Origin of the sequence: Pseudomonas sp. B35(2017) (assembly GCF_002113645.1) — a bacterium.
In the GTDB taxonomy this organism is placed as follows: domain Bacteria; phylum Pseudomonadota; class Gammaproteobacteria; order Pseudomonadales; family Pseudomonadaceae; genus Aquipseudomonas; species Aquipseudomonas ekonensis.
In genome coordinates this window covers 15,487-39,755 of sequence record NZ_NEIZ01000014.1, presented here as the reverse complement: position 1 = coordinate 39,755, position 24,269 = coordinate 15,487, and the positions used below count along the sequence as shown (strand labels likewise).

The following is a 24,269-nucleotide window of genomic DNA, read 5'->3' as shown; positions in this document are numbered from 1 at the left end:
GTTGAGTAACGGGTTGAATCAAGGGAGACAGGGAAATGAAAGTTCCATTCTGGGTCGCACCGGTGCTGCTGGGCAGTTGGCTGCCCCTGCTGGCAACGGCGGCAACCGGCAAGCCACCGTTTCCTGAACAGGTGCGCGTCGATACCGGGTTGCTGCAAGGTGTCGCCAAACAAGAGGTACTCAGCTTCAAGGGCATTCCCTATGCCACGCCCCCCATCGGTGAATTGCGCTGGCGGGCGCCGCAACCGCCCAAGGCGTGGGACGGCGTGAGAAGCGCAGACGCTTTCGGTCCAGAGTGCATGCAAGTCGACAAGGTGGCCATGTCGGAAGATTGCCTGACCCTGAACATCTGGCGACCGGCCGCCGCCAGCACCCAACCACTGCCGGTGATGGTATGGATCTACGGCGGCGTACTGGTTCATGGCGCGACATCCCTCTACCCGGCGGATGCCTTGGCCGCGCAGGGCGTTATTGTCGTCAGCATGAATTACCGCATGGGACGCCTGGGGTTCTTTGCGCACCCCGCTCAAGAAAAGGACGCGCCGGATGAAGTGCACGGCAACTATGGCTTCCTCGATCAGCAGGCAGCGCTTCAATGGGTGCAGCGCAACATTGCCGCATTCGGCGGCGACCCCGGGCAAGTGACGCTTTTCGGCGAGTCGGCCGGGGGTGGTTCGGTTCTGGTGCATCTCACCTCCCCTTTGTCCAACGGGCTGTTTCAGCGCGCCATTCTGCAATCGCCCGGCATTCCGACCGCCCGCATGACGGCCCTGCCGTTGACCTCACTTGAACAGGCCAGGCAGCGCGCGCTGGACTACGCCCGCTCGCAAGGCATCCACGGCGACGGTGCGCAAGCGCTGGCGGCGCTGCGCAAACTGCCCGCAGAAAAACTGGTGCAAGGCACCTCGGCGTCTGAAGTGATGGCCGGGCTTTCCCGTGGTGTCCCCGTCAGCGGCGTCGCTGGCGCCATCCTCGATGGACGCATGATCATCGAGTCGCCGGAACAAGCACTGGCTGCGGGGCATCAGGCCAAGATGCCTGTACTGGTCGGCGCCAACAGTCGAGACCTGGGGATCGGCGATGCCAAGAGCAAGGACGAACTGTTCGCGCGTTTCGGTGAGGCTTCCGATGAAGCCAGGCGGCTGTACGACCCGAGCGGTGAACAAGCGCTGGAGGAACTGAAGAGCGATGTCCTGGCCGACGAGACGCTGATTGAACCCGCCAGGCACTTGGCGGACGAAGTGGCCAGGTCAGGGCAACCGGTCTGGTTGTATCGCTTCGGCTATGTCGCCGAAGTCCTGCGCGGCAAACAAAAGGGTACGTTGCATGCCCTGGAGATTCCTTACACCTTTGACTTGCCGGCTGCGTTGGTCGGCAAGGGCGTCACTGCCGACGACAAGGCCATGGGCCGTCTTGCCAGTGCCTACTGGACGGCATTCGGCAAAAGCGGCGACCCCAATGGTGCAGGCAGGCTGCAATGGCCCCGGCACGATCCGGCGATCGATCGACTGATGCATTTCACTAATGAGGGCCCTGTCGTCGGGACCGACCCACTCAAGCCGCGCCTGGATCTGGTCGCTGGGCAACGGGCGCATCAGTGACCGCCTGCGTCCTGTGAGCTGCCCGGGCCTGCGCCGGCCCCGGGCCGTTCGAAAAGTCAGTGTTTGAACAGCGCCTTGCGGTAAGCCAAAGGGGTCATTGCTTTCCAGCGCCGAAAAGCCCTGATCAGGCTGCTTACCTTGCTGTAGCCGACCCGCGAAGCAATCTGCGCCAGGCTCAACCCCGGCATGGCCAGCAGATGCAGCGTTTGCGCTTCGCGTGTTTGATCCAGTAGCTGGCTGAACGTGACGTGCTGTTGTCCCAGCGACTGTTCCAGGCTCTGTGGAGAGATACCCAGATCGGCGGCGAACTGTTCCAGGCTCAAGGGCCGGTCCAGTCGATCAATCAAGCGAGTGCGCAATGCACTCAACGGCAGAGGTGCCCCCAGTCGCGCAAGTTGGCGCAGGATCGGCTGCTCGACTTGCGCCAGCAATTTCGCGTTCGTCCCCAGTATCGGCCTGTCCCAGATGTCGGCGTGAAAAACCATCGAAGCATGGCCGCGACCAAAATGGATCGGTACGCCCAAGGCCTGCCATGGCGTCGGGTCGACGGGGTGCGCACGGGTCAGTTCAATCCGACGCAAGAAGCGCCTTGCCGTCATTTGGCACTGCCGCTCGAACAGGTGGATTTGCGCATAGATGAAAAAATCCCTGGCGGGCGCCGAGGGTTCGCCACCGCTTTTGAGGTGATAACTGAGCACCCAGTCACCGTTGCAATCGCGCTGCACCCTGCCTTCGGTGGCGGTGGTGAGCAGCACCAGGAGCTGGGCGAAGCGCTGGACCGCCTCACCCAGCGTTGCGCTCGCATAGAGCGCCAGATCGATGCCATACAAATCCGCCGGCGCGATGTGCCGGGCGATACGCAGGCCGAACTGTTCCTCTGCAGTGAGTTTGACGCACAGCGCCCACAGCTGGCTGAAATCGGGCAGAGGGATGCGTTGCTCATCGGTCGACAGCGCGCCGGATGCGAAACCGGCACTCTGCAACACGGCGCTGGCGTCGATGCCGTACTCGGCTTCCAGTCCTCTGGCAATGCAGCGAGCCACCGTCGCCAGCGTGGTATGGGATACATCGGCTGAAGGGCTGGAACTCATGGGCACGGGCTTGGCGGTCGAAAAAAAAGCGTCCCGCCTGATCGACGGGACGCTCAATAAGAGTGGTGTTCAAGGTCAATGACAGGGTGCTGCTCAGCGACGCTCGATCACACACTCACTGCCATACTCGAGCACCAAGATTGGCACCGGCGAGCGCATTCATGTGAGGCGCCAACCGACAAAAAATTAACCCTGCCCGCCCTTTCCGTCACGCAGCTCGCTGGGTGTGGTGCCATACCAGCGGCGAATCGCACGGGTGAAACTGCTGACTTCACTGTATCCCAGTTGATCGGCGACTTCGGCGATTGACAGAGGGCTGTCCAGCAAGAGGTCATGGGCCAGGTAGCGTCGATGGATATCGATCAGCTCGCTGAAACTCCAGCCATCGCGCAGCAATGCCCTGTGCAGGGTGCGAGCGGTCATGTGCAGCCGTTCGGCCATGTCTTCCAGATTGATGCCTGTGCGCAGCTCCTGCAGTACGGCACTGCTGGCCATTTCCAGCAAGCTGCCTTTGGCGGTCTGGCAGGCGTAGTCATCCATGGACTCTTCCAGGGCCTTGCGCACGCTGAGCGGGCCTGCCGGTCGTTCGAACTGCAGCGCCTCGACGTCCAGCACCATTTCATCGCGTGGTGCGGCGAAATACACCGGTCTGTCGGCCAGGCGCTGCCAAGGGCCGGCGTCGACGGGGGGCGGACGCCGCAGGTGGATCTCAATGATCGGGTTCGGCGCGCATATCCAGCTGCGCAAATGATGGATCTGCCTGGCGCACCAGTAGTCGACCTCCTCCACCGCCGGTCGCAGTTTTGCAGGGGCCTGCAACTCGAAGCGCAGCGTGCCGGGTTGCTGATCGAAGTGAAGTTGGAGGTGACTGGCCACCAGCGGCCAGAAGCGCTGCATCATGTGCAGGGCCTCCAAGCGTGTAGGCGCCAGCTGCATCAGATAATTCAAGCCGAGCAACTGGCCCAGATCCGCAGGCCTTGCGGCGGCCACGCCAATGGCAGGGTCATCGTCCAACGCTCGCGCGCACTCCCAGAAGTGTCGCGAAAGAAACGCCGGCAGCCGCAGATACGGTTGGCGCAATGCCGACAACGGGAAATTCCAGCGCTGCTGCAGCGCCTGCATCGATGTTCCCCGCGACTCCAACAAGCGAATCCCCGCCATGACCGTCGAAGGCGAAAGCGAAAGGCGGTCGCGGTGATTGGGGTAATTATTTGTCAGCCAAGGATTCATCTCTGCTCACCGGTTGCCTGCAAGTTTCTTCAGGGCCACGTCGTTGCGCGGCCTCAGGGGATCCCCCTCATGCGAGAACAAAAATAACAGGTGAATCAAAGAAATGAAGCATAAATCAGCCAGCGCCCCCCAGGACAACACGAATCGAGCCGAAGGCCATTGGGGCCTGAATGACTGGACCGACACCCACACGGGGATGTACTGCAGACGCGACATGCTCAAGGCACTGGCTGTGTTGGGGGCCACCGGCCTGTCGACCGGTCTCGCGGCCGGACCGCTCTGGACCAGCCCGGCGGCACTGGACGAAGAGGCAGCCTACAAACTGGGCATGCAAGCCTATGTCTATGGCTATCCGTTGATCTATTTCGCACGCCTGCGTTATTCGCGCATGATGGATGGCGACCCGATGATGCGGGTTCGCCAGACCTGGGGGCAATGGCTGCACCGCAATGTGCCCGTGACACCGGACATCGCCGGTGCGCCGCAAACGGATACGTTGTATTCCAGTCTATGGCTGGACCTGCGTGCGCAGCCTTACATCGTCACCATTCCCCGCATGGACGATCGCTACTGGAGCGTTCAGTTCTGCGATCTGTTCGGGTCGACCTTCGGTCTTCCGAGCCGGCGCAGCCTGCCCCAGGGCGGACGTGTAGCGGTGGTCGGCCCTGACTGGAACGGCATGCTGCCTGTCGATATCGATCTGGTTGTCCGTGCGAAGATCCCGCAAACGTTCAATGTCATGCGCATCTTCTTTGCGAACGAACAAGACCGTCTGAAGGTCATCGACTTTCAACAGCGCTTCGTCGTCGCGCCGCTGTCAGACTTTCTGGCCGGCACGGACTCCGTTCCCGGGGTCGAAGCCGAGCTACCTCGCCCGCCATTGCCGACGGAAGACCCGCTGGCCGATTTCAAGATCCTGCAGGACATGTGGCAGGAATGCCCACCACCCATGGAAGACGCCACCCTCGTCAACTGTTTTGCCAGCCTTGCATTGGCCCAGGGGCAGCATGGTTTCGAGCACCTCTCCCCCGAAGTCCAGAGAGGCCTCAAGCGCGCCGAGCAGGATGGACGCCAGACGGTGATTCAGGCATCGCGGGCGCTGGCCGGAATGCATACCGCCAACGGCTGGACGCTGCCCAAACGGACCCTGGGCTACTTCCATGACAACGACTACCTGTATCGGGCTTCAGTGGCTTTGGCCGGTACAGTGGCGTTGCCCGTGACCGAAAACCCTTACCACGTCTTGCAGAAGGATGGCTCCGGCGCCCTGCTCAACGGTGATGTGCGTTACACGTTGCATTTTTCCGCCGACCAGATACCCGATGCCGAAGCCTTTTGGTCGCTGCACGCCTATACCGCCAAATACACGGTCATCGATAACCCGATCCACCGCTATGCCATCGGAGATCGCACAGCCGGTTTGAAATACGGCAGCGACGGCAGCCTGGATATTTATGTCCAGGCCGAGGATCCGGGCGCGGACAAGCGCGCCAACTGGTTGCCGGTCAAGAAGGGCGATCTTTTCTGGTTGATGGTGAGGGCCTACGAGCCACGCGGCTTGATGAAGGAGCTGCGCTGGGACGGTCCGACGCTGATCAGGCTCGGCTGATCGCTCTGCCCTCTGGAGACGACCGGCGTTGCCTCCCGGCAAGGCCGGCACTTTTTGTCCGTACGACGGATTGAACCTCGGATGGAGGCAATCCTGCGGGCGGTACATTTTTTGTCAGTTGAGGATTGGTGGTCAGGCACCGGCAGCGCCGATGCTCCGGATCGAGCAATTGCGACCATCGCAATCCGATAAGAACGCCCCTCCGCTCTCAAGGAAAGATCCATGCGCAAACCTGTTTCCCCCCGCGCCCTCACCTGCATGGCGCTCTGCTTGTGTTCACTGGCCGTATCGGCGGACGACAGTCCTGCCGTGCGAGTCGACGCGTTCAACTTCATCCGTGCAGAAACCGATCTGTACTTTAAGAGAACCGTCGAGAAAGGCGGGTTCGGTGCCCTGATACATGAACGCCAACCGACCGCAATCGAAAAGCAGACCGTGGTGAGGATGAACCGCGACACCCTGTACACCTCAGGGGTTTTCGATCTGGACGCAGGGCCCGTCAGCATCACCTTGCCCGAGGCCGCAAAGCGCTTCATGTCACTGCAGGTGATTTCCCAGGATCACTACACCACCGAGGTGACCTATACCCCAGGGCGTCATACCTATGACCGGGACAAGGTTGGCACCCGATACGTATTTATCGTCGTGCGCACGCTGGTCAACGCAGGGCAGCCGGACGACGTCAAGGCCGCTCAGCGCTTACAAGACGCCATTGGTGTCGAACAGGCCAACAAAGGCCGATACGAAACCGTGGCCTGGGATGCGGCTTCACAGACAAAAGTCCGCCAGACCCTGGAGACATTGTCCTCGTTCGGCGGCGGACCGCACATGTTCGGCACCCGCGAGGAGGTCAACCCGATCGCGCATCTGATGGGCACGGCCGCGGGCTGGGGAGGCAACCCGGATTACGCGGCCAAATACGTCAGCGTGTTCCCGGAGCACAATGACGGCCGCACGCCCTACAAGCTGACGGTCAAGAATGTCCCCGTGGACGGTTTCTGGTCATTGAGCGTCTACGACCGCAATGGCTACTTCGAAAAAAATGCGCTGGGCGCGTACTCGCTCAACAACCTCACCGCCAAGCCCGACAGGGACGGCGCCTACACCATTCAGTTCGGCGCATGCCAGGCCACGACGCCCAATTGCTTGCCCGTCACCGCCGGCTGGAACTACGTCGTGCGCCTGTATCGGCCTCGCCCTGAAGTCCTCGATGGGCAATGGAAGTTTCCTGAAGCGCAACCTGCCCAGTGATGCACAACCGTCGCCCGGACCATTCCATGTCTCTGTACCCAAACAAACATTGCGTCTTTTTTTCCCTGTTGCTGGGCATGTCATGTGAAGGACAAGCCGCCGATGACGGCGCTCGTGCCTATCAATTGGCGCCTGTCGGCACGAAGATGCTGACCGTTCACGGCATTGCCACCCGCGGTAACCAGTCGGCTGCGCCTGGGTCGGTCATCCGCGGCAGCGAAGTCGATGTCAATGTCGGCGTTCTGCAGTACACCGAGGTCGTGGATCTTGCAGGGCATGCCACCGCTGTTTTCGGTGTGCTGCCGTTCGGAGAGGTCGAGGCGACGGTGGAGTTGCCAAGGCAATCGCTTTCGACGTCCAGCTCGGGTCTTGGCGATGCGCAACTGGGGGTGGCGTTCGGCTTGATCGGGTCGCCGGCATTGTCCGTCGAGGAGTACGTGAAGTATCGCCCGGGATTTTCCCTCGGCATTCTCGGCAAAGTATTCTTGCCCACCGGTGAGTACGACTCGAACAAAGCCGTCAACTTGGGCACCCACCGCTACGCTTGGCAGTTGGGGGCACCCATGTCCTATGCGCTGGGCAACTCCTGGCTGGATCCATCGCTGACCACCTTCGAACTGCTTCCGGCCGTGATTTTCTACAGCGACAATCATTCGCCCTACGGTGCCAGGCGCAAGTCCCAAGCACCGTTGTACGGTGGTGAGGCTCACATCACCCACAACTTCGCCAGCCCATTCTGGATGTCGGCGGACATGCTGTTCTGGCGTGGCGGCGAAACCCGCACGGACGGAGAGAATGACGACAATGCGCAGCGATCCTTATCACTGGGGGTGACGGCCGGTCTTACGCTCTCCAGGAACGCCTCGATCAAGCTGACCTATGGGGAAGCTGTTGACCGCAACGAGGATGGCGTGGAAGGCAAACTCGGTCGAGTCATTTATTCCTATTTGTTCTGAAATGGCGACTGCGGGATCTCTGACACCCGTCAAGCATAGACGAGGGCCTTGTTGTGAAAGGCGAACGGCTCAGTGCAATTGGCTTGAAATGCCGATCACCCCTTTCATCGGTGATCGGCAGGGTGTTCCCTCCTCCCCCTGGGCTTCAGGCACCCGATTCAGGATCGCTGGCAGGCATGCCGCGGGGTGTCTCTACGTCGCCGCTGCGCTCGGGGTTCCGGTGAGGCTTGCCGGCGCCGCCGAGAGCGCCCGTGCTTCCCGGTTCGGGATGATCTGTCGCTACCGCGTTTGCGGCATCGACGTCGGCCATGTCTTCGTCGACCGGAGCTTCGTCATCCGGCGGCAACGGCGGTTGCGGTTCACTCCGTCCCGGATCGTGCCCGGTCTCGTTGTCCGTTGTGCGGGTAACGGCCTGCTGCGATTGATTGCCTGGTGCGTTCTCGTCAATGTCCATCATGCCTCTCCGGCTGCGGCGCGGGAATTCCGTGCATAGAGGTGAGAAGCCACGGGGCGCCGCAAGTGCAGCGCAATGGACGAATGGCGCACACAAGAACCCGGCCAGAGGCCGGGTTTCGCTTATCGTCTGTCATCCGAAAGCGGCGTCGGCTCATCCGCTTCCGGCGTGACCCTTTCAGCCGGATCCCGCCAGTCCTGCGGACGATCATCCGGTGGATTCTTCAACGGGTCGTACTTGTCGGGATCCTCAGGATCCAGTGTCGGCTCCTCCGTACCGGGTTCAGGTTTGGAGGGAACAGAACCTTGCGCTTGGTCTTCGAAACTCGAATCGGTAGACATAACCACCTCACCCATGAAGCCCCGGATAATCCGGGCCGTACAGGTTCGAAGCCGCGAGGCTTGCCGAGTGCGGCCGAACAGATGAACGGGCGAAGGAAAACGTGCTCATGTCGTGCCGGCCTCTTGAGGAATGACGGAGATCTTGCCGTTACGCTCGATGATCGCAAACTTGATCTGTTCGATCCTCTCGATGCCCTGACTGGAACGGGCCGCTTCCATGACGTCCGCTTCCACCAGCCGCGCGTGCCGCAGGCGGCGGTGCAACAGTTTGCCGTGCTCGACGATGATCGTCGGTTCGCCGTCAATCAGCCGTGACACCCGAGCCGAGCGCTGTTTCAGCAGGGAAAAGCCCACATCGATGGCGATCAGCGTCACGATCACCAGCATCGCATTGGTCAGAGAGAAATCGTCCCCCAGCAAGGCCTGCTGAGTGGCCTCACCAATGATCATCAGCAACACGAAATCGAATGTCGTCAGCTCCGCCAGCGAACGCCTGCCGGCAATCTTGAACAGCACCATCAGGGCCACATACATCGCCGCCGCACGCAAGACCGAGTCCATGGGGCACCTATGGAAAAATGAATTGGACGAGCGTCACACCGTCGGAACCCGGCGTAGTGATATGGCTGCGGAACAAGCCCAGACCGTCACCGCGCAGGGTCAGGTAAAGGCTGAGCTCCCCTTGCGTATCCGCCTGCAACCAAAGGTGCAGACCGTTGGCCGAACTGCGGCTGCGTACCGGTTCCGGCTGCAGGGTCTCGATGCTGAACCCCTCGAGCAGGTCACCGGTCAGCTCCAGCTCTACGGTTGCTTCCGGCGCCGCCGCCATGCTGATCTTCATCGAGTTGGTCGAGCCGTTGCGATGGAACATCTCGTACCCCACCCGGACATTGCCGTCCGCCGAGCGCACCTCCCGGGAGCTGATCATCCCTCGGGAAAACAGTCCCGCCAGGCCCAGCAGCACCAACAGCACCAGGACATACCAGCCGCAGCGCTCGAAGCGCCAAACCTTCAGTTGATAGGCCATGTCCTCACGGATCGGCGCCTGCCGGCTACGCAGATCCGGATGGTCGCCGTCGTCACTCATGAGCAGCCCCCTCGTCGTCTTGCGCCATACAGCGGTGAAATCGCCGCACCCCCATCAGCGCGAACTCCGTGGCCGCGGCCTGCACCTCGCAACGGCTGCCCGAGAAGTGCATCTCGCGGCTGAAGACCCATTGTCTGTCCGCCGCCTGAAAGGCCCAGGCGAAACACACCGTACCGGCGGGAATGCCGTCGACGTCGTCCGGCCCCAAAATGCCGGTGGTCGCCACCGCCACATTCGCCGTGCTGTCGCGCAAGGCCCCCACGGCCATTTCGCGGGCGACCTCGACGCTGGTCAGATTGAACCGGGAGATGGTTGCCGCGCGGACATGCAGCAGGCGTCGCTTGGCCTGGGGCGAGTACACGACGTAACCGCATTCGATGAGGTCGCCGCTGCCCTGCACTTCGGACAACACCATCACGATCATGCCGGCCGTACAGGACTCGGCGGTGGTCAGGATCAGCGAATGCGTACGCAGATAATCGACAGTGTCTTTGGCAATCGACATGGCGGTTTCCCGAAGAGAGTGCTGTCCGGTTGACCTTCGCAGGTACGCTTGAGTTGCGCCCGCGTATCCGCGAAATCAATCACCGATCCTGTTCGGCGGCCTTGTCCTTCTGGATCTGCAAGGAAGCCTTGCTTTTGTCGCCGTCCTTGTTCGGCGCATCGTTCGAACCTTCAAAACAGCCCTGCAAGAGCAAAACCGAGCAAAGACCTACCCAGACACAGATTGTTTTCATGACCTTCTCCCGCTGAGTTGTCCCGTGGCGAGGGTTTTCGCCACGGGTCTGCTTGATCAGACGGCCGGCGGCACATCGCCGGCGCCCGGCGTCAGGATGACTTTGCGGCAGTCTTCCTGTTTCTTGTCGAAAATCCTGTAGCCCTCCGCCGCCTGCTCGAGGGAGAGCCGGTGGCTGATGATCGCGTCCGGCTGCAGCCGGCCCGTTTCGATATGCCCCAGCAACTCGGGGAGATAGCGCTGCACGTGGGTCTGGCCCATCTTGAAGGTCAGGCCCTTGTCGAAGGCGTCGCCGAACAGGAAACCATGGATAAACCCGGCATACACGCCCGGCACGCTGACCACGCCGCCCCGACGCACCGCCGCGATGCACTGCCGCAGCGCCTTGCCGCTGCTGCCTTCGAGCTTGAGCGTGGCCAGCATGGTTTCGGTGGCGCTGCCCTTGGCCTCGAACCCCACTGCATCGATTGCGGCGTCCACACCCCGGTTGCCGGGCGTCTGGCTGATGATCGTATCCGCCGGGTCATCGTCGTCATCGAAGTTGATCGGGATAACGCCGTAGGTGCGTCGCGCGTAGTCCAGTCGGTACTGATGGTGATCGACCATGAAAATGCGTTCGACGCCCAGCATCCGTGCGCAGGCCGCGCTGAGCAATCCCACCGGTCCTGCCCCGTGGATCGCAACGCTCGCCCCCTGCCCCAGATCCGCATTGATCACGGCCTGCCACGCGGTCGGAAGTATGTCGGACAGGAACAGGACCTTCTCGTCCGTCAGGGTTCCCGGCACCTTGAACGGTCCGGTGTTGGCCTTCGGCACCCGCACCAGCTCCGCCTGCCCGCCGGGAATGCCACCGTACATCCGGCTGTAACCGAACAACGCTGCCGGCGGCGGAATCCGTTTTTTGTTCATGGCCGCACCTGCACCGGTGTTGGTCGTCTCGCACGCTGCGTAGAGCGTTTGCCGGCAGAAAAAACAGTCGCCGCAGGCAATCACGAACGGGATCACCACCCGATCCCCACGCTGCACGGCGGTGACGGCGGGGCCGGTGTCCTCCACGATGCCCATGAACTCATGCCCAAAGATATCGCCGTGTTCGACGGTCGGGATCTTGCCCCGGTACAGGTGCAGATCCGAACCGCAGATCGCAGTGGCCGTCACCCGAAGGATGATGTCATCCGGTGCCTCGATGATCGGATCCGGTACGGTTTCGACTCTGACGTCATGAGCGCCGTGGTACGTCATTGCTCGCATGGTGGAATCCTCTGGCGTTGGAATTGAAGAAGTGCCTCTTCAGATTCCGAAGGACTCAGCCCCAGCGAGTTCACTCGGCACTGCGCATTCCGGATCAGCGGAGCGCAAGCCAGTGGGTTCGCGAGACCTTCATCGCTGACCTGCACCGTCCGATGATCGCCTCACGCTGGCGGTCCGGGACAGCACCCCGCCAGCGCCCCCCTGGCGTCAGCGGTGATCCGGTTTGTTCATCATCGCCCGCTTGATGCGCATCCAGTCCCGGTAAGCTTCCGTGCGCTTGGCATCGGCCCTGGCCTTGGCTTCGGAGAAGCGGCTCCACACTTGCGGCTCATCCATTCCGGCGTCGATGATCCGGTAGGCTTGCTCCTCCAGAAGATCCGCGTCGCGAAACATTTCGGTGTTGCGCGCAATCTCATCGTCCCACGCATGGCTGGTGCTCGGCCGCAGGATTTCCTCGCTCATCGCTTGCCTCCCTTTTCTACGTCAGGGCGGTGTTCGGCCGCCATAAGGCGCGTGCAGGGTTACTGAGCCCCTTGCCTGGCTCCTGAGGTTCTCCCTGCGCTCATAACAAGTGAGAGGGCTCGTGTGGAAAAATTCAGAAAGTTTGCCGGAAAGCTAAAAGGCACTGGAAAAAGCTGTACATATAAAATCCTTACGTACAATTTTTCACGTTGAGCGTGAAGTCAACGACTCGACGAACGTGCTCAACGTGGCGAGGCCCCATGGATTTTTCCGCTGAAAACCCGGAAACCATAGGTGTTGTAGATCAGGGTGACCGGCACCAGCACGGCGAACCCCACCAGCATGAACGCCTGACTCCCGGTGCTCGACGTGGCCGCTTGCAGGGTCAACCCGGGCGGGATGATCAGCGGGTACAGCGCGACGAGCATCAATCCGAACGCGAGGACAAAGACACCCAGCGCCGCGAACAACGGCATGCCTTGAAACCGGCTGCGAAAGCCCGCGGCGAAGCCCACCAGCAGACCGGCGAGCACCGACGCCGCCGGCAGCGCGATCAGCGGCGATTCGAGACGCTGGGCATACTGCCCGTGCAACGTGGTCGTCCAGGCCACCAGTCCCCCCAACAGCCCGACCGTCACCAGCGCCAGCACGCGCGCTTGATGCGCGCAACGCTGCTGCAGTTCATCGACAGTGCGCCAGTACAGCCAGCACGCCCCCAGCCACGTATAGCCGCACGCCAGCACCAGGCCGCAAAACAACGGAAACGGCCCGAGCCATTCCCAGCCATTGCCGCTGTACTGCCCGCCCTGATGCGGCACGCCCTGCACCAGCGCGCCGAGCACCACGCCCTGCCCCACGCTCGCCGACAGCGACCCGACCAGCAGCACGCCGTCCACCGCGCGCTTGAGCCGCTCGCTCGGCGCATGATCCCGGAACTCCAGGGCCACCGCGCGCAGGATCAAGGCCAGGAACATCAGGATGAACGGCAGATACAGAGCCGGCAGCAGGATCGCGTAGGCCAGCGGAAACAGCGCCAGCAACCCGCCGCCACCGAGCACCAGCCAGGTTTCATTGGCGTCCCAGATCGGCAGGATGCTGACGGCCATCGTCCGTCGGTGGTCGCTTCGGCGGGTCAACCCCAGCAGCACGCCGACGCCCAGGTCGGTGCCATCGAGCAGCACGTAGTTCAAGATCGAAAAGGCCAGAGCCGCCGCGCACAACAGTGTCATCACGTCAGTGTCCATGGCCACACGTCCTCAGGAGTGCCCGGTTTCGTCGGGCAGCGTCGGCTGCGGCCCGGGCTCGCCGCGGTCCGGGGGATCACGCAACAGGCGCAGCAACACCCAAAGCCCGATCGCGAACACCACCAGATAAAACCCGAGGATCAGCCAGGTCGACCCGACCACTTGCGCCCGCGACACCGATGACAGGCTGTCGGCGGTGCGCAGCAGCCCATACACGGTGAACGGCTGACGCCCCACTTCGGTCACCGTCCAGCCGCTGAGCATGGCCAGGAAACCTGCCGGCGCCATCAGCACGCAAGCCCCTAGCCAGCGGCGAGAACGGTACAAGCGCTTATTCCGGCGCAGCAGCAGACTGGCCAGCCCCTGCCCGAGCATCAACAGCCCGAGGCCGACCATCAGCCGAAACGCAAAGAACACCGGCGCCACCGGCGGAATGTCCTGTGGCGCGAACTCGTCGAGCGCAGCGATGGTTCCGCTCAGGTCATGCGTCAGGTACAGCGAACCGATGCGCGGGATCGCCAGCTCCCAGCGATTGCGTCGTTCACTCATGTCGGGCCAGGCGAAGAGCCGCAGCGGCTCGCCGGCGCCCTCGGCGGGACGCGTCCATGAACCTTCGATCGCCGCCACTTTCTGCGGCTGCACCTGCAGACTGTGCTGGCCATGCAAGTCGCCGACGACGATTTGCACCGGCGTCAGCACCGTCAACACCCACATCGCCATGGATAACTGCACGCGCACCCGCGGGTTGCCGGCGGCCTTGAGCAACTGCCAGGCGCTGCACCCCGCCACCAGCGTCGCGGTGCCCAAGCAGGCGGCCAGCGTCATGTGCGTCAGGCGATAGGGAAACGAAGGATTGAAGATGATCGCCCACCAGTCCTGGGCAATGAACCGACCGTCCGGGCCATGGGAAAAACCCGCCGGGGTGTGCATCCACGAGTTGGCCGAGAGAATCCAGAACGCACTGATCAACGACCCCGCCGCCACCGCGCACGTGGCGAAAAAATGCAGACGCGGGCCGACCTTCTTCAAGCCGAACAGCATGATGCCGAGGAAGCCGGCCTCGAGAAAAAACGCCGCGAGGACTTCGTAGAACATCAACGGCCCGAGAACATCGCCGGCCTTGACCGACAGCCGCGACCAGTTGAGACCGAACTGATACTCCAGAATCAGGCCGGAGGCAGTGCCGACCGCCACGGTCAAGGCAAACACCTTGAGCCAGTAGCGGTAGATGTCCAGATAGGTCTCGCGCCCGCTCTTGAGCCACAACGCCTCCAGCACCATCAACCAGTTCGCCAGGCCAATGGTGAAGGCCGCCAGCACGATATGGAAACCGATGGTGACCGCGAACTGGATTCGCGCGGCCATGAGAGCGGAACCGAGGGTGTCCATGGGCCGAGGTCGACCTCGCTATCTGGCTTTGCCGGGCAATACCGCGCCCAGTACCTGCTTGGCCGTTTGCACGATGACGCCGGCTTCGTCGGCATCCCCCTTGAGCAAGGTGGCGGCAAATTTCTTCGCCTGCTCCAACTTGATGTGCGGCGGCAGCGGCGGCACGTCCGGATCGGTCTTGAACTCGATCAGCACCGGCACGTCCGACGCCAACGCCTGCTCCCAGGCTGCCGCCACGTCCTCTTCGCGATCGACGAAAATGCCTTTGAGGCCGATGGAAATCGCAAACAGGTGATACGGCACATCGGGAATGTCCTGCGAAGCCTCGAACTTCGGATCGCCTTCCATCACCCGTTGCTCCCAAGTGACCTGGTTCAAGTCCTCGTTGTTGAACACGGCGCAGATCCATTGCGGGCTTTCCCATTGCCGCCAGTACTTGGCGACCGTGATCAGCTCGGCCATGTTGTTCATCTGCATCGCACCGTCGCCCACCAGGGCAATCACCGGGCGTTGCGGGAAGGCGAACTTTGCCGCGATCGCATAGGGCACGGCCGCGCCCATGGAGGCCAGGCCGCCGGAAAGCGAACACTTCATGCCTCTGCGGATTTTCAGGTCGCGGGCGAACCAGTTGGCGCAGGAGCCGGAATCGCTGGTGACAATGGCTTGCTCGGGCAGGCGCGGGGACAACTCGTACACCACCCGCTGCGGATTGACCGGATCGGCCTTGGCCATGGCGCGCTTCTCGAGCGTTTTCTCCCAAGCGGCGCGCCAGCCCTCGATCTTCTTGCGCCATTTGCGCTGGGTTTTGTGTTCGAGCAACGGCGCAAGCGCGGCGAGCGTCTCGCCAGCGTCGCCCACCAGATTGACCTCCATCGGATAGCGCAGGCCGAGCATGTCGGGCTGCACGTCGATCTGCACCCCGCGCGCCTGCCCCTCCTTCGGCAGGAACTCGGCATACGGAAACCCCGAGCCGACCATCAGCAAGGTGTCGCATTCCATCATCAACCGGTAGCTCGGCTCGGTGCCCAGCAAGCCGATGCTGCCGGTGACCCACGGCAACTCGTCCGGCAACACGGCTTTGCCCAGCAGAGCCTTGGCCACACCGGCGCCGAGCCTTTCGGCAACCGCGAACACTTCATCGCTTGCCCCCAGCGCTCCGGCGCCCACCAGCATCGCGACCTTCTCGCCCGCGTTCAGCACCTGGGCCGCGTTCTGCAGATCCGCGTCGTAGGGCAATATTCTCGGCTTGCAGTAGCCGACCCCGGAATGCGCTGTGCCGTGCGCCCGCGCCGGCGCCTTGTATTCGATGTCCTGCAAATCGTTCGGCAGGATCAGTGCGGCCACGCGCCGCTCGCCGATCGCCGTGCGTACCGCGCGATCCAGCAGATGCCGCACTTGGGCAGGTGCCGAGGCCTGCTGCACAAAAGCACCGGCGACGTCCTTGAACATCGACACCAGATCCAGCTCTTGCTGATAGTGGCTGCCCAGCGCCGTACGCGCTTGCTGCCCGACAATCGCCAGCACCGGCATGTGATCGAGCCGGGCGTCGTACAGGCCGGTGATCAAGTGCGAAGCGCCGGGGCCGGAGGTGCCGATGCATACGCCCAGTTCTCCGGTGAATTTGGCATGGGCCGAGGCCATGAACGCGGCCATTTCTTCATGTCGGGCCTGCACGAATTCGATCTTGCCCCGCGCACGGCTCAACGCGCCGAAGACCCCGTTGATGCCGTCCCCCGGATAACCGAAAATTCGTGTCACGCCCCATTGGCTGAGCCGCTCGACCAGGTAATCGCCCACTGTGACTGTCATGTTCACCCTCGCTGTCCCCTTTGCGCATGGCTTCCCCGGCACGCCTGCAGTGCAGGCGAACCCGGGAGGTGTAAAGGTCTCGACAGCCCCGCGGCCGGCGAAGTTTCGATTAGTTGCGGGTGACCGTGAGCAGCGTCACGGCAATGCGCTCGACCTGCCCATAGCCGGGCTCGAGCAGCTCTTCACCGAAGACGTCCGGATCCAGCTCTTCATAGGCCCAGCTGAAACCACTGTCGAACAACGCTTCGATCCGGTCCAGAAAAGGATCCGCACCGCGCACCATGGCCACGCCGGTGTACAGCAGCAGCGTGCCGCCCGCGCTCAGGCGCGCTAGCGCCTCACGCACGATACGCACCGACAGCGCCTCTCCCAGGGCTCCGCCGCCGTGACGGTACGCACGTTGCTGCGGGTCGTTCATGTAAGGGGGGTTGGCGACTATCAGGTCAAACCGACCTTCGACACTGGCCAGCAGGTCGCTATGGTAAATCGCAATGTTGTCGGTGCCGGCCAGCCCGGCATTGACGGCGGTCAAGCGCAACGCGCGCGGATTGATGTCCACCGCGACCACCTGGGCCTGCGGCCGCGCCCGGGCGATCAATACCGCGCCGACGCCGGCGCCGCAGCCGATGTCCACCGCGCGCGTCACCGGTGCCGTCCGCCGTTGCAGGTGCGCCTCGATGGCCCGGGCAAACCGATAAGTATCCGGACCGAAAAACACGGCATCGGTCTGGCGGGTCGGATAGGCCGAATGCACGAACAGCAGGTCATTCAACGACGACCAGCGCACGGTGCTGCGCCATAGCGAGCCTTGCTGTTCGAAAATGCCTGCGCGCTCCAGCGCTTGAAACCGGTCGGCCGCAAACAACCCTTTGTCGAAGGGCATCGACCAGCCGAAGACGTCGCGCTGATCCTTCGCCAAGGGCCTTTGCGCCCGTTGCATGACCCGCTCGTGGGTCAAGGGCGTCGGTGTGATGAACCGGTAACCGCTTTGGCGCAGGTGCATGCCCAGCTCAAGCAATTCGCGATCGATCCGCTGTTGCGCGGTCATGGAACCTCCTGAATGTTCAGCGCAAGGCTTTGCGCAGCTGCATGAATCGGCGGGTGGCGAATAGCCCTGCCGGGCGCCAGTGACGTTGCGGCGCCAGCCAGGGGATCAACGTGTTCATCTGTTCAAGCGGCGATTGCGCTTGCAGGGTCTTGTGCAGGGTAAGGGTCTCGCTGTCGCTGACCTGGCCGATGTCCTCACCGGTAGGGTTGCGCGCCCCTCCGGCGCGCGGGTTGCCGTCCTGCCAGCCGTCGGCGATCCAATCATGCAACAGCTGTTTTTCGTAGACGCTGAACACGCCGAACATCACCGCCGGGCTGCCGTCGATGAGTCGCCAGAAGCGGCTTTGGGTCGGATCCTCGCCGCGCTTGATCCAACCTTTGCGGATCAACGCATCGAGAAAGGCTTCCATCTGGCCCGGCGTCGCCAGCCATTGGTTGATGGTGCGGTTTTCGATCCGACAGTAATCGGAATGCATGTGTCGCCCGAACACGGCTTTGCGCTCCAGCATCGCCAGGGCCTCGCGCTTCAAGTCGAATGCCTGGATCACCGCCGTGGAACCGGGCCCGAGGTCGTTCAGCCGATAGCCCGATTTCATGCGCCGATAGAAGGCGGCCCGCTGCTCCCCCGCCGGCAGCAAGTCCTGCAGAGCCTTCACGGCGCGGCGGGCGTGCCCGGTGCTGGCGTTGTCGATGGTCACATGCAGGCGAAAGTAATGCGGGTCGATACCGAGCTCGCGCAGCTCATAAGCGCTGATCAACAGATGCAGCGGCAATTGCTCGTAACCCAGGTTGTAACCGATGACCTCAGGCAACAACGCGTCGCAGCCATGCCCCAACGCCAGCTGTATCGCACCTTGCAGATAGTATTCGTCGCCAAGGTCGGACAGGTCGTCACAACCGTGCTCAGCCAACAGCTGGCGATAGATCAGCACATGGTTCTGCCTGGGCACGCCCTCGCCCAGTTCCTCAAGATAGATCGCTTGCAAGTGATCGAAACGGACGTCTTGCCAATGGTGCAGCACCCCCGCCAACCAGGCGCCATCAACGGCCTTGGTCGGCCCGACATGCTGCAGAAAGTACAAGGCATGGGCGGTGTTCCGAAAGTAGCGGCGCCCTTCTCCGGCCTGCCGGGACGCCAGATAACTCGCGTACTGCGCCGCGACGGCGGCGCAGCGGGCCTGCGACCAGTGAAGGAGTTGCTCGGGATCGGCCGGCAACTCATCGGCCATGTCGCCGGCCGCCGCCAAATGCGGCTGCAAAAAGGCTTGGGCGATGGCGCCCGCCTCGGGGTCGTCCGTGAGCAGTCTTGCGTAGATCTCATGGTTCGGACGGTTCGGCCTCTCGTGAAGCGCGGCAGGCACGGTGCTCAGGCACTCTATCGATGTCATGGAGCTGTTTCCCCTGGGAAGGCTGCAGATCGAACGTCTTAAACAAAAGAGAAAATGCGACAGGGAAAATTCCTTTTATTTGCATGAGCGGCAACGGCACACCGAACGATCGCGTCCGGCAGTCATTGCGGCTGAACCTTCGTTCGCCGTCTCACCCAAAACCTCTACAACCGATGGAGGTGCATCATGGAAACCACATACTTTCTGATCGGCGGCGCAGTGATCGTCCTTCTGCTCGATCTGTGGATCATCAATAGCGTGTTCAGAAGCGACGGCCATACGCTGAGCAAGGTCTGGTGGTCGGCGCTTGTGCTGCTGCCGATCTTGGGGGCGGTCATCTGGGGCATCTCCGGCCCCCGAGGTGTCACCAAAGGCCCTTCTTCACCGGAACACAGCAAAGGCTGAACGGTCGGCAGCCCTTTGTCGGATTCACTGAACCCCATGGCGAGGCCGGTGCTCAACGTTGAAACGCCCCGTGGAAGAGCTTCGCCATGCACGCCTTCAACCACCAGCTGACCGCCACACAAGAGATGAAGCTTCAGGCACTCGACCGCTGGCACCGCGCACTGGACAACCAGGCATTGCGCATGGACTGCCCGAATGACTACCACGATGAGTTGTTGCGCCAGTGCGATGAGATGCACCGTCGGCAAATCGTGAGCTGGGAAGAATGGCGAGACCTGCGCATCGAAGCCGATCAGGCGTACCTGCGTGCGATCGCCGGTGACGATTACCGCTAGGCACCCGATTGGCGTACCGCGAGGAGCATGGTCATGAGCGAAGGCCCGCGATTCGGCATCGAAGAGGAGTATTTCATCACTGACCTCGCGTCCCGCGCCATGGTGGGCCAGCCATGCCGTGAGGCAGTCCAGGCATGCCGGGACGCGCTCGGCGAACACTTCGCGTTCGAGATGTTCCAGGGACAAATCGAGGTCGCCTCGCCGACGTTCAATACGTTGGGCCAGGCGACGGATTACCTTGCCGGCGCCCGCGAGACCTTGATCAGCAGCCTGTTGCCGTATGGATTGGGCGCCATCAGCGCCGGCAGTCACCCGCTCGCCGATTGGCGCGGGCAAACGGCGACCGATGAAGAACACTTCCGGCAGATCTTCCGCCGATACGCCCATGTTGCGCGACGTAGTGTTTTATCGGGGCTGCATGTGCATGTCGAGGTGCCTGGTCACGTCGACCGGATACGCGTCATGAATGAAGTCTTGCCTTGGACGCCGCTGCTGCTGGCCTTGAGCTGTTCGTCACCGTTCTGGGACGGCGCGGACAGCGGCTACATGAGTTTCCGCCAGACGCTGTGCGATGAATGGCCGCGCATGGGCATCCCGCCGCTGTTTGCCGGGCAGGACGATTACGATGCCCACATCGCCTTGCTCTCGCGCACAGGCGTCATCGAACGGCCCAGCGAGTGCTGGTGGGCGATACGCCCGTGCGCCAGGTACCCCACGCTGGAGTTGCGCATGACCGACGCGTGCCCCTGCCTGGCCGACGCCCTCACACTCGCCTCTCTCTATCGTTTGCTGGTCGCCCACGCCCTGGAGCAGGAACGACCAGGCACTTCGTACACACCGACCTCACGGATCCTGCTTGAGGAAAACCGCTGGAGAGCAAAACGCTCGGGCCTGCTGGGCGCGTTTCTCGTCGAAGGCCACGAGCGGACTGTTTCCATCGGGCAGTGGCTGGAACAGGCCGAACACGTCATGGGCGCGACCGCTGAGCGCCTGCAGATGCCTGACCTCTTCGATCAGGCGCGCGAGATGGTCGCCGCCGGCACGAGTGCGGACCGCCAACGGAAGGTCTTCCGACAGGCGCTGAGCGACAGGCTGCCGACGCCGCTCGCGCTGGCGCAAGTGGTGGATCACTTGCTCCAGGAGACAAGGGGCGCATCGGCGCTCGTCCCCCGCAAGCCTTGCCGCTGAAGAGACACGCCAGCCACACTCATTTCAACATGCTGCTGCACAGTTCCTCGATGGCTTCCACCAACGCTTCATATTGCACCGGCTTGCTCAAATGCCGATCGAAACCCGCTGTCTTGGCTTTCTGCACTTGCGCCGCAACGCCGTACCCGGTCAAAGCGATCGCGGGGGTGAACTTGTGCAATTTGGTCTGACGCAACGCCTGGATCAACTCATGCCCATCCATGACCGGCATGCCGATGTCGGACAAAATGACGTCATAGTGCTCATCCGTGGCGTTGCGCAGGGCCAGCAAGGGTTCGCTGAAAGAGTTGACCCGCGCATCCTCCATCTCAAGCAACATGCGCATGACATCGACGACTTCCGGGGAGTCGTCCACCAGCAGCACTTTGAGCCCCTTGAGCCGCCCTTTCTGCTCGGCCTTGGGTTCATTCTGATCGACATCCATCGTCTGGTCCGACAGCGGAATCAAGACGGTGAACGCGCAACCGTGGCCCAGCCCCGCCGATTTGACGCTGACCGAGCCTTCATGGGCCTGCACGAGTTGGCGAACCAGCGAAAGGCCGATGCACAAGCCATCGCGCTGATGGGTGCCCGTTCTCGGCTTGGCCTGCTTGAACAGGTCGAAGACATGTTCGATGTCCGTCGGCGCGAGCCCGATGCCGTTGTCGATGATCTGCAGCCGCGCGTGGCCGTCGTTGACACCCAGGATGATCTGGATACGGGCGTTCTGCGAGGTGAACTTCAGCGCATTGTGCACCAGATTCCAGATGATCTGCTCCAGCCGCGTAGGATCGCCCGTGCTCGCGGGCCTGACGCAATTCATTCTCGGGAACCCCGGCTTTGCGGTCTTCCGACGAAAACAGCAGGTCGTAATAGACGCCGATGACCTCAGTGCTCTTGTAACCGAAAATCAGCTCGGCACCGGTGTTCCAGTCAGTGATCAGGCCCTGCTCATCGAGAATGATGATCGCGAAGTCGTGCGTGCTCTCGGCCACCAGCCTCATGCGTTCCTGGCCCAGCCGCAGGTCTTCTTCGGCCTCTCGGTGCTTGGTGATATCGATGAACGTGAGCACCGTGCCGTCGATGTGGTTTTCGCTGGACCGGTAAGGCAACAGGCGCGCGATGTACCAACGGTGATCGATGCTGCTGACCTCTCGCTCCATCATGTTCAGCGACTCGAACACCGAGGTCGCGTCGTCCGCCAGCTGCGGGTAGTTGAGGCGTTAACTGAAATACGTCGGCAGATCCGGTTGCGCGGTCACTTGCAGGCGCCGCTCGATGCGCCGCAGCACTGTGGCGCGCTTATAGTGCTTGAAGTCATGCCCCGTGCGGTTGCGCAGCAACAGCAGGATATCCTGCAGCGTTTGCTCGGCGACCGCCTGCTCTTTTCCGGGGGGTGTCTGTCGGCATGTCATGCGGTGCGGGCAGCGTTATGGTTTGCGAGTTGCGCCACAGTTCGAGGATCTTCTGGGGTATCTCGGCGACGGGCAGCACGACGTCCACCATCGATGTCGCGATGGCCGCCAGCGGCATGCCGTCGAACTCGGCGTCCGACGGTGTCTGCACAAGGGTCACGCCACCCTGTTCCTTGATCCGCGACAGTCCGACGGCACCGTCGCTGCCGGACCCGGACAGCACGATGCAGAAGGCATGTTCCTTGTGCGCATCAGCCAGATCACGGAAAAACAGGTCAATCGCCACGTGGCTACCCACCGCTGTCGGCAGGCATCTGTTCGAAGAAGATTTTCAATGCATTGAGGGCGCCCGCCGAAGCGCCGATTCCAACGACCGGGAACGACAAATGACTAGGTGTAACGCCTTCCCGTTGCGGCAGGGAGCTGGGGCGTTTCGGAGTCGACTTCATCTTGTATTCCTTTGCGTTTGGGCGACGTGCTCACTCAATTGGCAGGATTGTAAAAGTCATGGGGCCCGCAGGACAGAAAGATTTTGAATACATCGTCTTGCTTCACATTTTGACCGTCCAAGCCGTCAGTTTTATCGCTGTTGCGCCGCAAACGCGGGGCCTTTCGCGATTCATCCGTCAACTGTGCGCCCGTTCGTCGCATCAAAAAACAATGAAAATAAACCTTTCTTTGGGGCACCCCTTCCAACGTTCACGTAGCGGGAATTCTTCCTGTTCTTTTTGGAGTGACCCATGAACCAATACGAGATGCAGCATCCACAAACTCAATATCCGCGACCGGGGTTTGCGGCCCAGACCCAAGAGGCCCCAGGGCTGGACAGCGACATGCGTCCAGAGCCGGATCATGGCGAAAAAAGCTATGTAGGCTTTGGCCGGCTGAAAGGCCGCAAGGCCCTGATCACGGGGGCCGACTCCGGCATCGGCCGTGCGGTGGCGATTGCCTTTGCCCGGGAAGGTGCAGATATCGCCCTCAATTATCTACCGGTCGAAGAACCGGATGCTCGACAGGCAGTCGGCCTGATCGAAGCCGAGGGGCGCAAGGCCATTGCCCTGCCTGGCGACATCACGGAGGAAGCATTCTGTCGCTCCCTGGTTCGCCAAGCGCACGAACAGCTCGGCGGTCTGGATATCCTGGTCAATATTGCCGGCAAGCAAGTCGCTAGAAAAAACATCAACGAAATCAGTACCGAACAGTTCGACGCAACGTTCAAGACCAATGTCTACGCGTTGTTCTGGCTGTGCCAAGCGGCATTGCCTCTTTTGCCTGCGGGCGCAACCATCATCAATACCGCCTCGATCCAGTCCTACGATCCGTCGGCGACCCTGCTCGATTATGCGACGATCAAGGCCGCTATCGTTGCCTTCACCAAAGCGCTGTCCGAACAAGTGATCGATCAGGGCGTACGCGTCAACGCCGTTGCGCCCGGGCCCATCTGGACCGTTCTGCAACCGAGCGGTGGCCAGCCTCCGGAAAAGATCCCGCATTTCGGTGAACACACACCGATGAAACGCCCAGGACAACCCGCCGAGTGCGCACCTTTGTACGTATTGCTGGCCTCACAGGAGTCCAGCTACATCACAGGTGAAACCTTCGGCGTCACCGGTGGCGACCCCACGCCGTAGTTCATCGGACACGGCGCCTGCCTGAGCTGAACCGGCTCAGGCAGGGTTCTTCCCTGGGGTATTTTTTTTCCAGCCTCGCAGATTCATGGCGCATAGACAGAACTGCAGCACGATCAAAGCCCATGCGTCGACCTGCCAGCCCCATACCACCCACAACACATTGCTGCCGATGAAGAAGCAAAAGCCCATTCGCCGATATCCTGACTGACGCGAGCCGGTGCACCAGGCCGCTGCGACGGTGAGCAACATGGCCGGCCATTGCAGTAGATCAATCAGTTGCGCCATTTCTTCTGCCTTTATCGATCGCAAACCAACATTATCTGTGAGTGACCCGGCGCCCTTACGTTCC

At 62.0% G+C, this 24,269-nt stretch carries 25 protein-coding genes and 2 pseudogenes; 8 read left to right on the top strand and 19 right to left on the bottom strand.

Annotation, left to right across the window (positions count from 1 at the left end; translation table 11 throughout):
• Window positions 1-35: 35 nt before the first annotated feature.
• Window positions 36-1,601 (top strand): carboxylesterase/lipase family protein, encoded by a 1,566-nt coding sequence (locus CAG41_RS20670; RefSeq protein WP_085707413.1) that lies wholly within the window; start codon window positions 36-38, stop codon window positions 1,599-1,601.
• A 56-nt stretch (window positions 1,602-1,657) separates the two neighbouring features.
• Here the strand turns inward: CAG41_RS20670 and CAG41_RS20665 are convergent, their stop codons facing one another.
• Both CAG41_RS20665 and CAG41_RS20660 read right to left on the bottom strand, forming a co-directional pair.
• A complete protein-coding gene (locus tag CAG41_RS20665; protein ID WP_085656516.1) occupies window positions 1,658-2,692 on the bottom strand; it encodes an AraC family transcriptional regulator in 1,035 nt (344 codons plus the stop codon).
• Window positions 2,693-2,878: 186 nt separating this feature from the next.
• Window positions 2,879-3,922 (bottom strand): AraC family transcriptional regulator, encoded by a 1,044-nt coding sequence (locus tag CAG41_RS20660; RefSeq protein ID WP_170930296.1) that lies wholly within the window; start codon window positions 3,920-3,922, stop codon window positions 2,879-2,881.
• A 103-nt stretch (window positions 3,923-4,025) separates the two neighbouring features.
• Here CAG41_RS20660 and CAG41_RS20655 point away from each other — a divergent pair, with 103 nt between their 5' ends.
• The 3 genes from CAG41_RS20655 to CAG41_RS20645 all read left to right on the top strand — a co-directional run bounded on the left by CAG41_RS20655 (window position 4,026) and on the right by CAG41_RS20645 (window position 7,738).
• A complete protein-coding gene (locus tag CAG41_RS20655; protein WP_085707412.1) occupies window positions 4,026-5,531 on the top strand; it encodes a DUF1254 domain-containing protein in 1,506 nt (501 codons plus the stop codon).
• Between the two features lie 222 nt (window positions 5,532-5,753).
• Window positions 5,754-6,782: a DUF1254 domain-containing protein gene (locus CAG41_RS20650; RefSeq protein WP_085707411.1), complete on the top strand. Its 1,029-nt coding sequence runs from the start codon at window positions 5,754-5,756 to the stop codon at window positions 6,780-6,782.
• A 26-nt stretch (window positions 6,783-6,808) separates the two neighbouring features.
• Complete coding sequence (locus CAG41_RS20645) at window positions 6,809-7,738, top strand: transporter (RefSeq protein WP_170930030.1); 930 nt, start codon at window positions 6,809-6,811, stop codon at window positions 7,736-7,738.
• A gap of 262 nt (window positions 7,739-8,000) precedes the next feature.
• Here CAG41_RS20645 and CAG41_RS28895 read toward each other — a convergent pair.
• The 13 genes and pseudogenes from CAG41_RS28895 to CAG41_RS20585 form a co-directional block, all read right to left on the bottom strand.
• Window positions 8,001-8,192: pseudogene (locus CAG41_RS28895) on the bottom strand (hypothetical protein); the annotation flags it as partial.
• 122 nt (window positions 8,193-8,314) lie between these two features.
• Window positions 8,315-8,533, bottom strand: a complete 219-nt coding sequence (locus tag CAG41_RS20635; RefSeq protein ID WP_085582582.1) for a hypothetical protein — start codon at window positions 8,531-8,533, stop codon at window positions 8,315-8,317.
• Window positions 8,534-8,638: 105 nt separating this feature from the next.
• Window positions 8,639-9,094: a DUF421 domain-containing protein gene (locus tag CAG41_RS20630; RefSeq protein WP_085656517.1), complete on the bottom strand. Its 456-nt coding sequence runs from the start codon at window positions 9,092-9,094 to the stop codon at window positions 8,639-8,641.
• 7 nt (window positions 9,095-9,101) lie between these two features.
• Entirely contained in the window at window positions 9,102-9,620 is a 519-nt protein-coding gene (locus CAG41_RS20625; RefSeq protein WP_085582380.1) for a hypothetical protein, read from the bottom strand.
• Window positions 9,613-10,125, bottom strand: coding sequence for a CinA family protein (locus tag CAG41_RS20620; RefSeq protein ID WP_085582378.1), 513 nt, complete (start codon window positions 10,123-10,125; stop codon window positions 9,613-9,615). The genes CAG41_RS20625 and CAG41_RS20620 overlap by 8 nt, the downstream gene beginning before the upstream one ends.
• 79 nt (window positions 10,126-10,204) lie before the next feature.
• On the bottom strand, window positions 10,205-10,357 hold the full coding sequence (locus CAG41_RS28665; protein WP_170930031.1) for a hypothetical protein: 153 nt from the start codon (window positions 10,355-10,357) through the stop codon (window positions 10,205-10,207).
• Between the two features lie 56 nt (window positions 10,358-10,413).
• Window positions 10,414-11,607 (bottom strand): zinc-dependent alcohol dehydrogenase, encoded by a 1,194-nt coding sequence (locus CAG41_RS20615; protein WP_085582376.1) that lies wholly within the window; start codon window positions 11,605-11,607, stop codon window positions 10,414-10,416.
• Between the two features lie 207 nt (window positions 11,608-11,814).
• Window positions 11,815-12,069 (bottom strand): hypothetical protein, encoded by a 255-nt coding sequence (locus CAG41_RS20610; protein WP_085582374.1) that lies wholly within the window; start codon window positions 12,067-12,069, stop codon window positions 11,815-11,817.
• Between the two features lie 242 nt (window positions 12,070-12,311).
• Window positions 12,312-13,313, bottom strand: coding sequence for a cytochrome d ubiquinol oxidase subunit II (cydB, locus tag CAG41_RS20605; RefSeq protein ID WP_085656519.1), 1,002 nt, complete (start codon window positions 13,311-13,313; stop codon window positions 12,312-12,314).
• 12 nt (window positions 13,314-13,325) lie between these two features.
• A complete protein-coding gene (locus tag CAG41_RS20600; RefSeq protein WP_256575733.1) occupies window positions 13,326-14,678 on the bottom strand; it encodes a cytochrome ubiquinol oxidase subunit I in 1,353 nt (450 codons plus the stop codon).
• Between the two features lie 42 nt (window positions 14,679-14,720).
• A complete protein-coding gene (locus CAG41_RS20595; protein WP_085707410.1) occupies window positions 14,721-16,511 on the bottom strand; it encodes a thiamine pyrophosphate-requiring protein in 1,791 nt (596 codons plus the stop codon).
• A gap of 109 nt (window positions 16,512-16,620) precedes the next feature.
• On the bottom strand, window positions 16,621-17,559 hold the full coding sequence (locus tag CAG41_RS20590; protein ID WP_085582366.1) for a class I SAM-dependent methyltransferase: 939 nt from the start codon (window positions 17,557-17,559) through the stop codon (window positions 16,621-16,623).
• A 16-nt stretch (window positions 17,560-17,575) separates the two neighbouring features.
• The gene (locus CAG41_RS20585) at window positions 17,576-18,946 is read right to left on the bottom strand and encodes an iron-containing redox enzyme family protein (protein ID WP_085582364.1); all 1,371 of its coding nucleotides are present in this window, start codon (window positions 18,944-18,946) and stop codon (window positions 17,576-17,578) included.
• Between the two features lie 186 nt (window positions 18,947-19,132).
• Here CAG41_RS20585 and CAG41_RS20580 point away from each other — a divergent pair, with 186 nt between their 5' ends.
• The 3 genes from CAG41_RS20580 (at window position 19,133) to CAG41_RS20570 (ending at window position 20,874) form a co-directional block, all read left to right on the top strand.
• Window positions 19,133-19,351, top strand: a complete 219-nt coding sequence (locus CAG41_RS20580; protein WP_085582362.1) for a hypothetical protein — start codon at window positions 19,133-19,135, stop codon at window positions 19,349-19,351.
• A gap of 86 nt (window positions 19,352-19,437) precedes the next feature.
• A complete protein-coding gene (locus CAG41_RS20575; protein ID WP_085582360.1) occupies window positions 19,438-19,686 on the top strand; it encodes a hypothetical protein in 249 nt (82 codons plus the stop codon).
• Window positions 19,687-19,719: 33 nt separating this feature from the next.
• Window positions 19,720-20,874, top strand: coding sequence for a carboxylate-amine ligase (locus CAG41_RS20570; protein WP_085582358.1), 1,155 nt, complete (start codon window positions 19,720-19,722; stop codon window positions 20,872-20,874).
• Between the two features lie 19 nt (window positions 20,875-20,893).
• Here CAG41_RS20570 and CAG41_RS28890 read toward each other — a convergent pair.
• From CAG41_RS28890 to CAG41_RS29205, 3 genes and pseudogenes are all read right to left on the bottom strand, one after another.
• Window positions 20,894-22,097 (bottom strand): annotated as a pseudogene (locus CAG41_RS28890) (ATP-binding protein); the annotation flags it as partial.
• Window positions 22,098-22,217: a hypothetical protein gene (locus CAG41_RS29210; RefSeq protein WP_371856118.1), complete on the bottom strand. Its 120-nt coding sequence runs from the start codon at window positions 22,215-22,217 to the stop codon at window positions 22,098-22,100.
• Window positions 22,192-22,575 (bottom strand): chemotaxis protein CheB, encoded by a 384-nt coding sequence (locus CAG41_RS29205; RefSeq protein WP_371917484.1) that lies wholly within the window; start codon window positions 22,573-22,575, stop codon window positions 22,192-22,194. Before CAG41_RS29205 ends, CAG41_RS29210 begins: the two co-directional genes overlap by 26 nt.
• A 454-nt stretch (window positions 22,576-23,029) precedes the next feature.
• On the opposite strand from CAG41_RS29205, the gene CAG41_RS20550 reads away from it, so the two are divergent.
• On the top strand, window positions 23,030-23,920 hold the full coding sequence (locus tag CAG41_RS20550) for an SDR family oxidoreductase (protein WP_085707408.1): 891 nt from the start codon (window positions 23,030-23,032) through the stop codon (window positions 23,918-23,920).
• A 36-nt stretch (window positions 23,921-23,956) separates the two neighbouring features.
• Here the strand turns inward: CAG41_RS20550 and CAG41_RS20545 are convergent, their stop codons facing one another.
• Window positions 23,957-24,205, bottom strand: a complete 249-nt coding sequence (locus CAG41_RS20545) for a hypothetical protein (RefSeq protein ID WP_085582350.1) — start codon at window positions 24,203-24,205, stop codon at window positions 23,957-23,959.
• Between the last annotated feature and the right edge of the window lie 64 nt (window positions 24,206-24,269).

Bases quoted from the DNA above. Each gene is read 5' to 3' on its own strand.
- CAG41_RS20670 (WP_085707413.1), top strand. From the start codon at position 36: ATGAAAGTTCCATTCTGGGTCGCACCGGTGCTGCTGGGCAGTTGGCTG.
- CAG41_RS20665 (WP_085656516.1), bottom strand. From the start codon at position 2,692: ATGAGTTCCAGCCCTTCAGCCGATGTATCCCATACCACGCTGGCGACG.
- CAG41_RS20660 (WP_170930296.1), bottom strand. From the start codon at position 3,922: ATGAATCCTTGGCTGACAAATAATTACCCCAATCACCGCGACCGCCTT.
- CAG41_RS20655 (WP_085707412.1), top strand. From the start codon at position 4,026: ATGAAGCATAAATCAGCCAGCGCCCCCCAGGACAACACGAATCGAGCC.
- CAG41_RS20650 (WP_085707411.1), top strand. From the start codon at position 5,754: ATGCGCAAACCTGTTTCCCCCCGCGCCCTCACCTGCATGGCGCTCTGC.
- CAG41_RS20645 (WP_170930030.1), top strand. From the start codon at position 6,809: ATGTCTCTGTACCCAAACAAACATTGCGTCTTTTTTTCCCTGTTGCTG.
- CAG41_RS20635 (WP_085582582.1), bottom strand. From the start codon at position 8,533: ATGTCTACCGATTCGAGTTTCGAAGACCAAGCGCAAGGTTCTGTTCCC.
- CAG41_RS20630 (WP_085656517.1), bottom strand. From the start codon at position 9,094: ATGGACTCGGTCTTGCGTGCGGCGGCGATGTATGTGGCCCTGATGGTG.
- CAG41_RS20625 (WP_085582380.1), bottom strand. From the start codon at position 9,620: ATGAGTGACGACGGCGACCATCCGGATCTGCGTAGCCGGCAGGCGCCG.
- CAG41_RS20620 (WP_085582378.1), bottom strand. From the start codon at position 10,125: ATGTCGATTGCCAAAGACACTGTCGATTATCTGCGTACGCATTCGCTG.
- CAG41_RS28665 (WP_170930031.1), bottom strand. From the start codon at position 10,357: ATGAAAACAATCTGTGTCTGGGTAGGTCTTTGCTCGGTTTTGCTCTTG.
- CAG41_RS20615 (WP_085582376.1), bottom strand. From the start codon at position 11,607: ATGCGAGCAATGACGTACCACGGCGCTCATGACGTCAGAGTCGAAACC.
- CAG41_RS20610 (WP_085582374.1), bottom strand. From the start codon at position 12,069: ATGAGCGAGGAAATCCTGCGGCCGAGCACCAGCCATGCGTGGGACGAT.
- cydB (WP_085656519.1), bottom strand. From the start codon at position 13,313: ATGGACACTGACGTGATGACACTGTTGTGCGCGGCGGCTCTGGCCTTT.
- CAG41_RS20600 (WP_256575733.1), bottom strand. From the start codon at position 14,678: ATGGCCGCGCGAATCCAGTTCGCGGTCACCATCGGTTTCCATATCGTG.
- CAG41_RS20595 (WP_085707410.1), bottom strand. From the start codon at position 16,511: ATGACAGTCACAGTGGGCGATTACCTGGTCGAGCGGCTCAGCCAATGG.
- CAG41_RS20590 (WP_085582366.1), bottom strand. From the start codon at position 17,559: ATGACCGCGCAACAGCGGATCGATCGCGAATTGCTTGAGCTGGGCATG.
- CAG41_RS20585 (WP_085582364.1), bottom strand. From the start codon at position 18,946: ATGACATCGATAGAGTGCCTGAGCACCGTGCCTGCCGCGCTTCACGAG.
- CAG41_RS20580 (WP_085582362.1), top strand. From the start codon at position 19,133: ATGGAAACCACATACTTTCTGATCGGCGGCGCAGTGATCGTCCTTCTG.
- CAG41_RS20575 (WP_085582360.1), top strand. From the start codon at position 19,438: ATGCACGCCTTCAACCACCAGCTGACCGCCACACAAGAGATGAAGCTT.
- CAG41_RS20570 (WP_085582358.1), top strand. From the start codon at position 19,720: ATGAGCGAAGGCCCGCGATTCGGCATCGAAGAGGAGTATTTCATCACT.
- CAG41_RS20550 (WP_085707408.1), top strand. From the start codon at position 23,030: ATGAACCAATACGAGATGCAGCATCCACAAACTCAATATCCGCGACCG.
- CAG41_RS20545 (WP_085582350.1), bottom strand. From the start codon at position 24,205: ATGGCGCAACTGATTGATCTACTGCAATGGCCGGCCATGTTGCTCACC.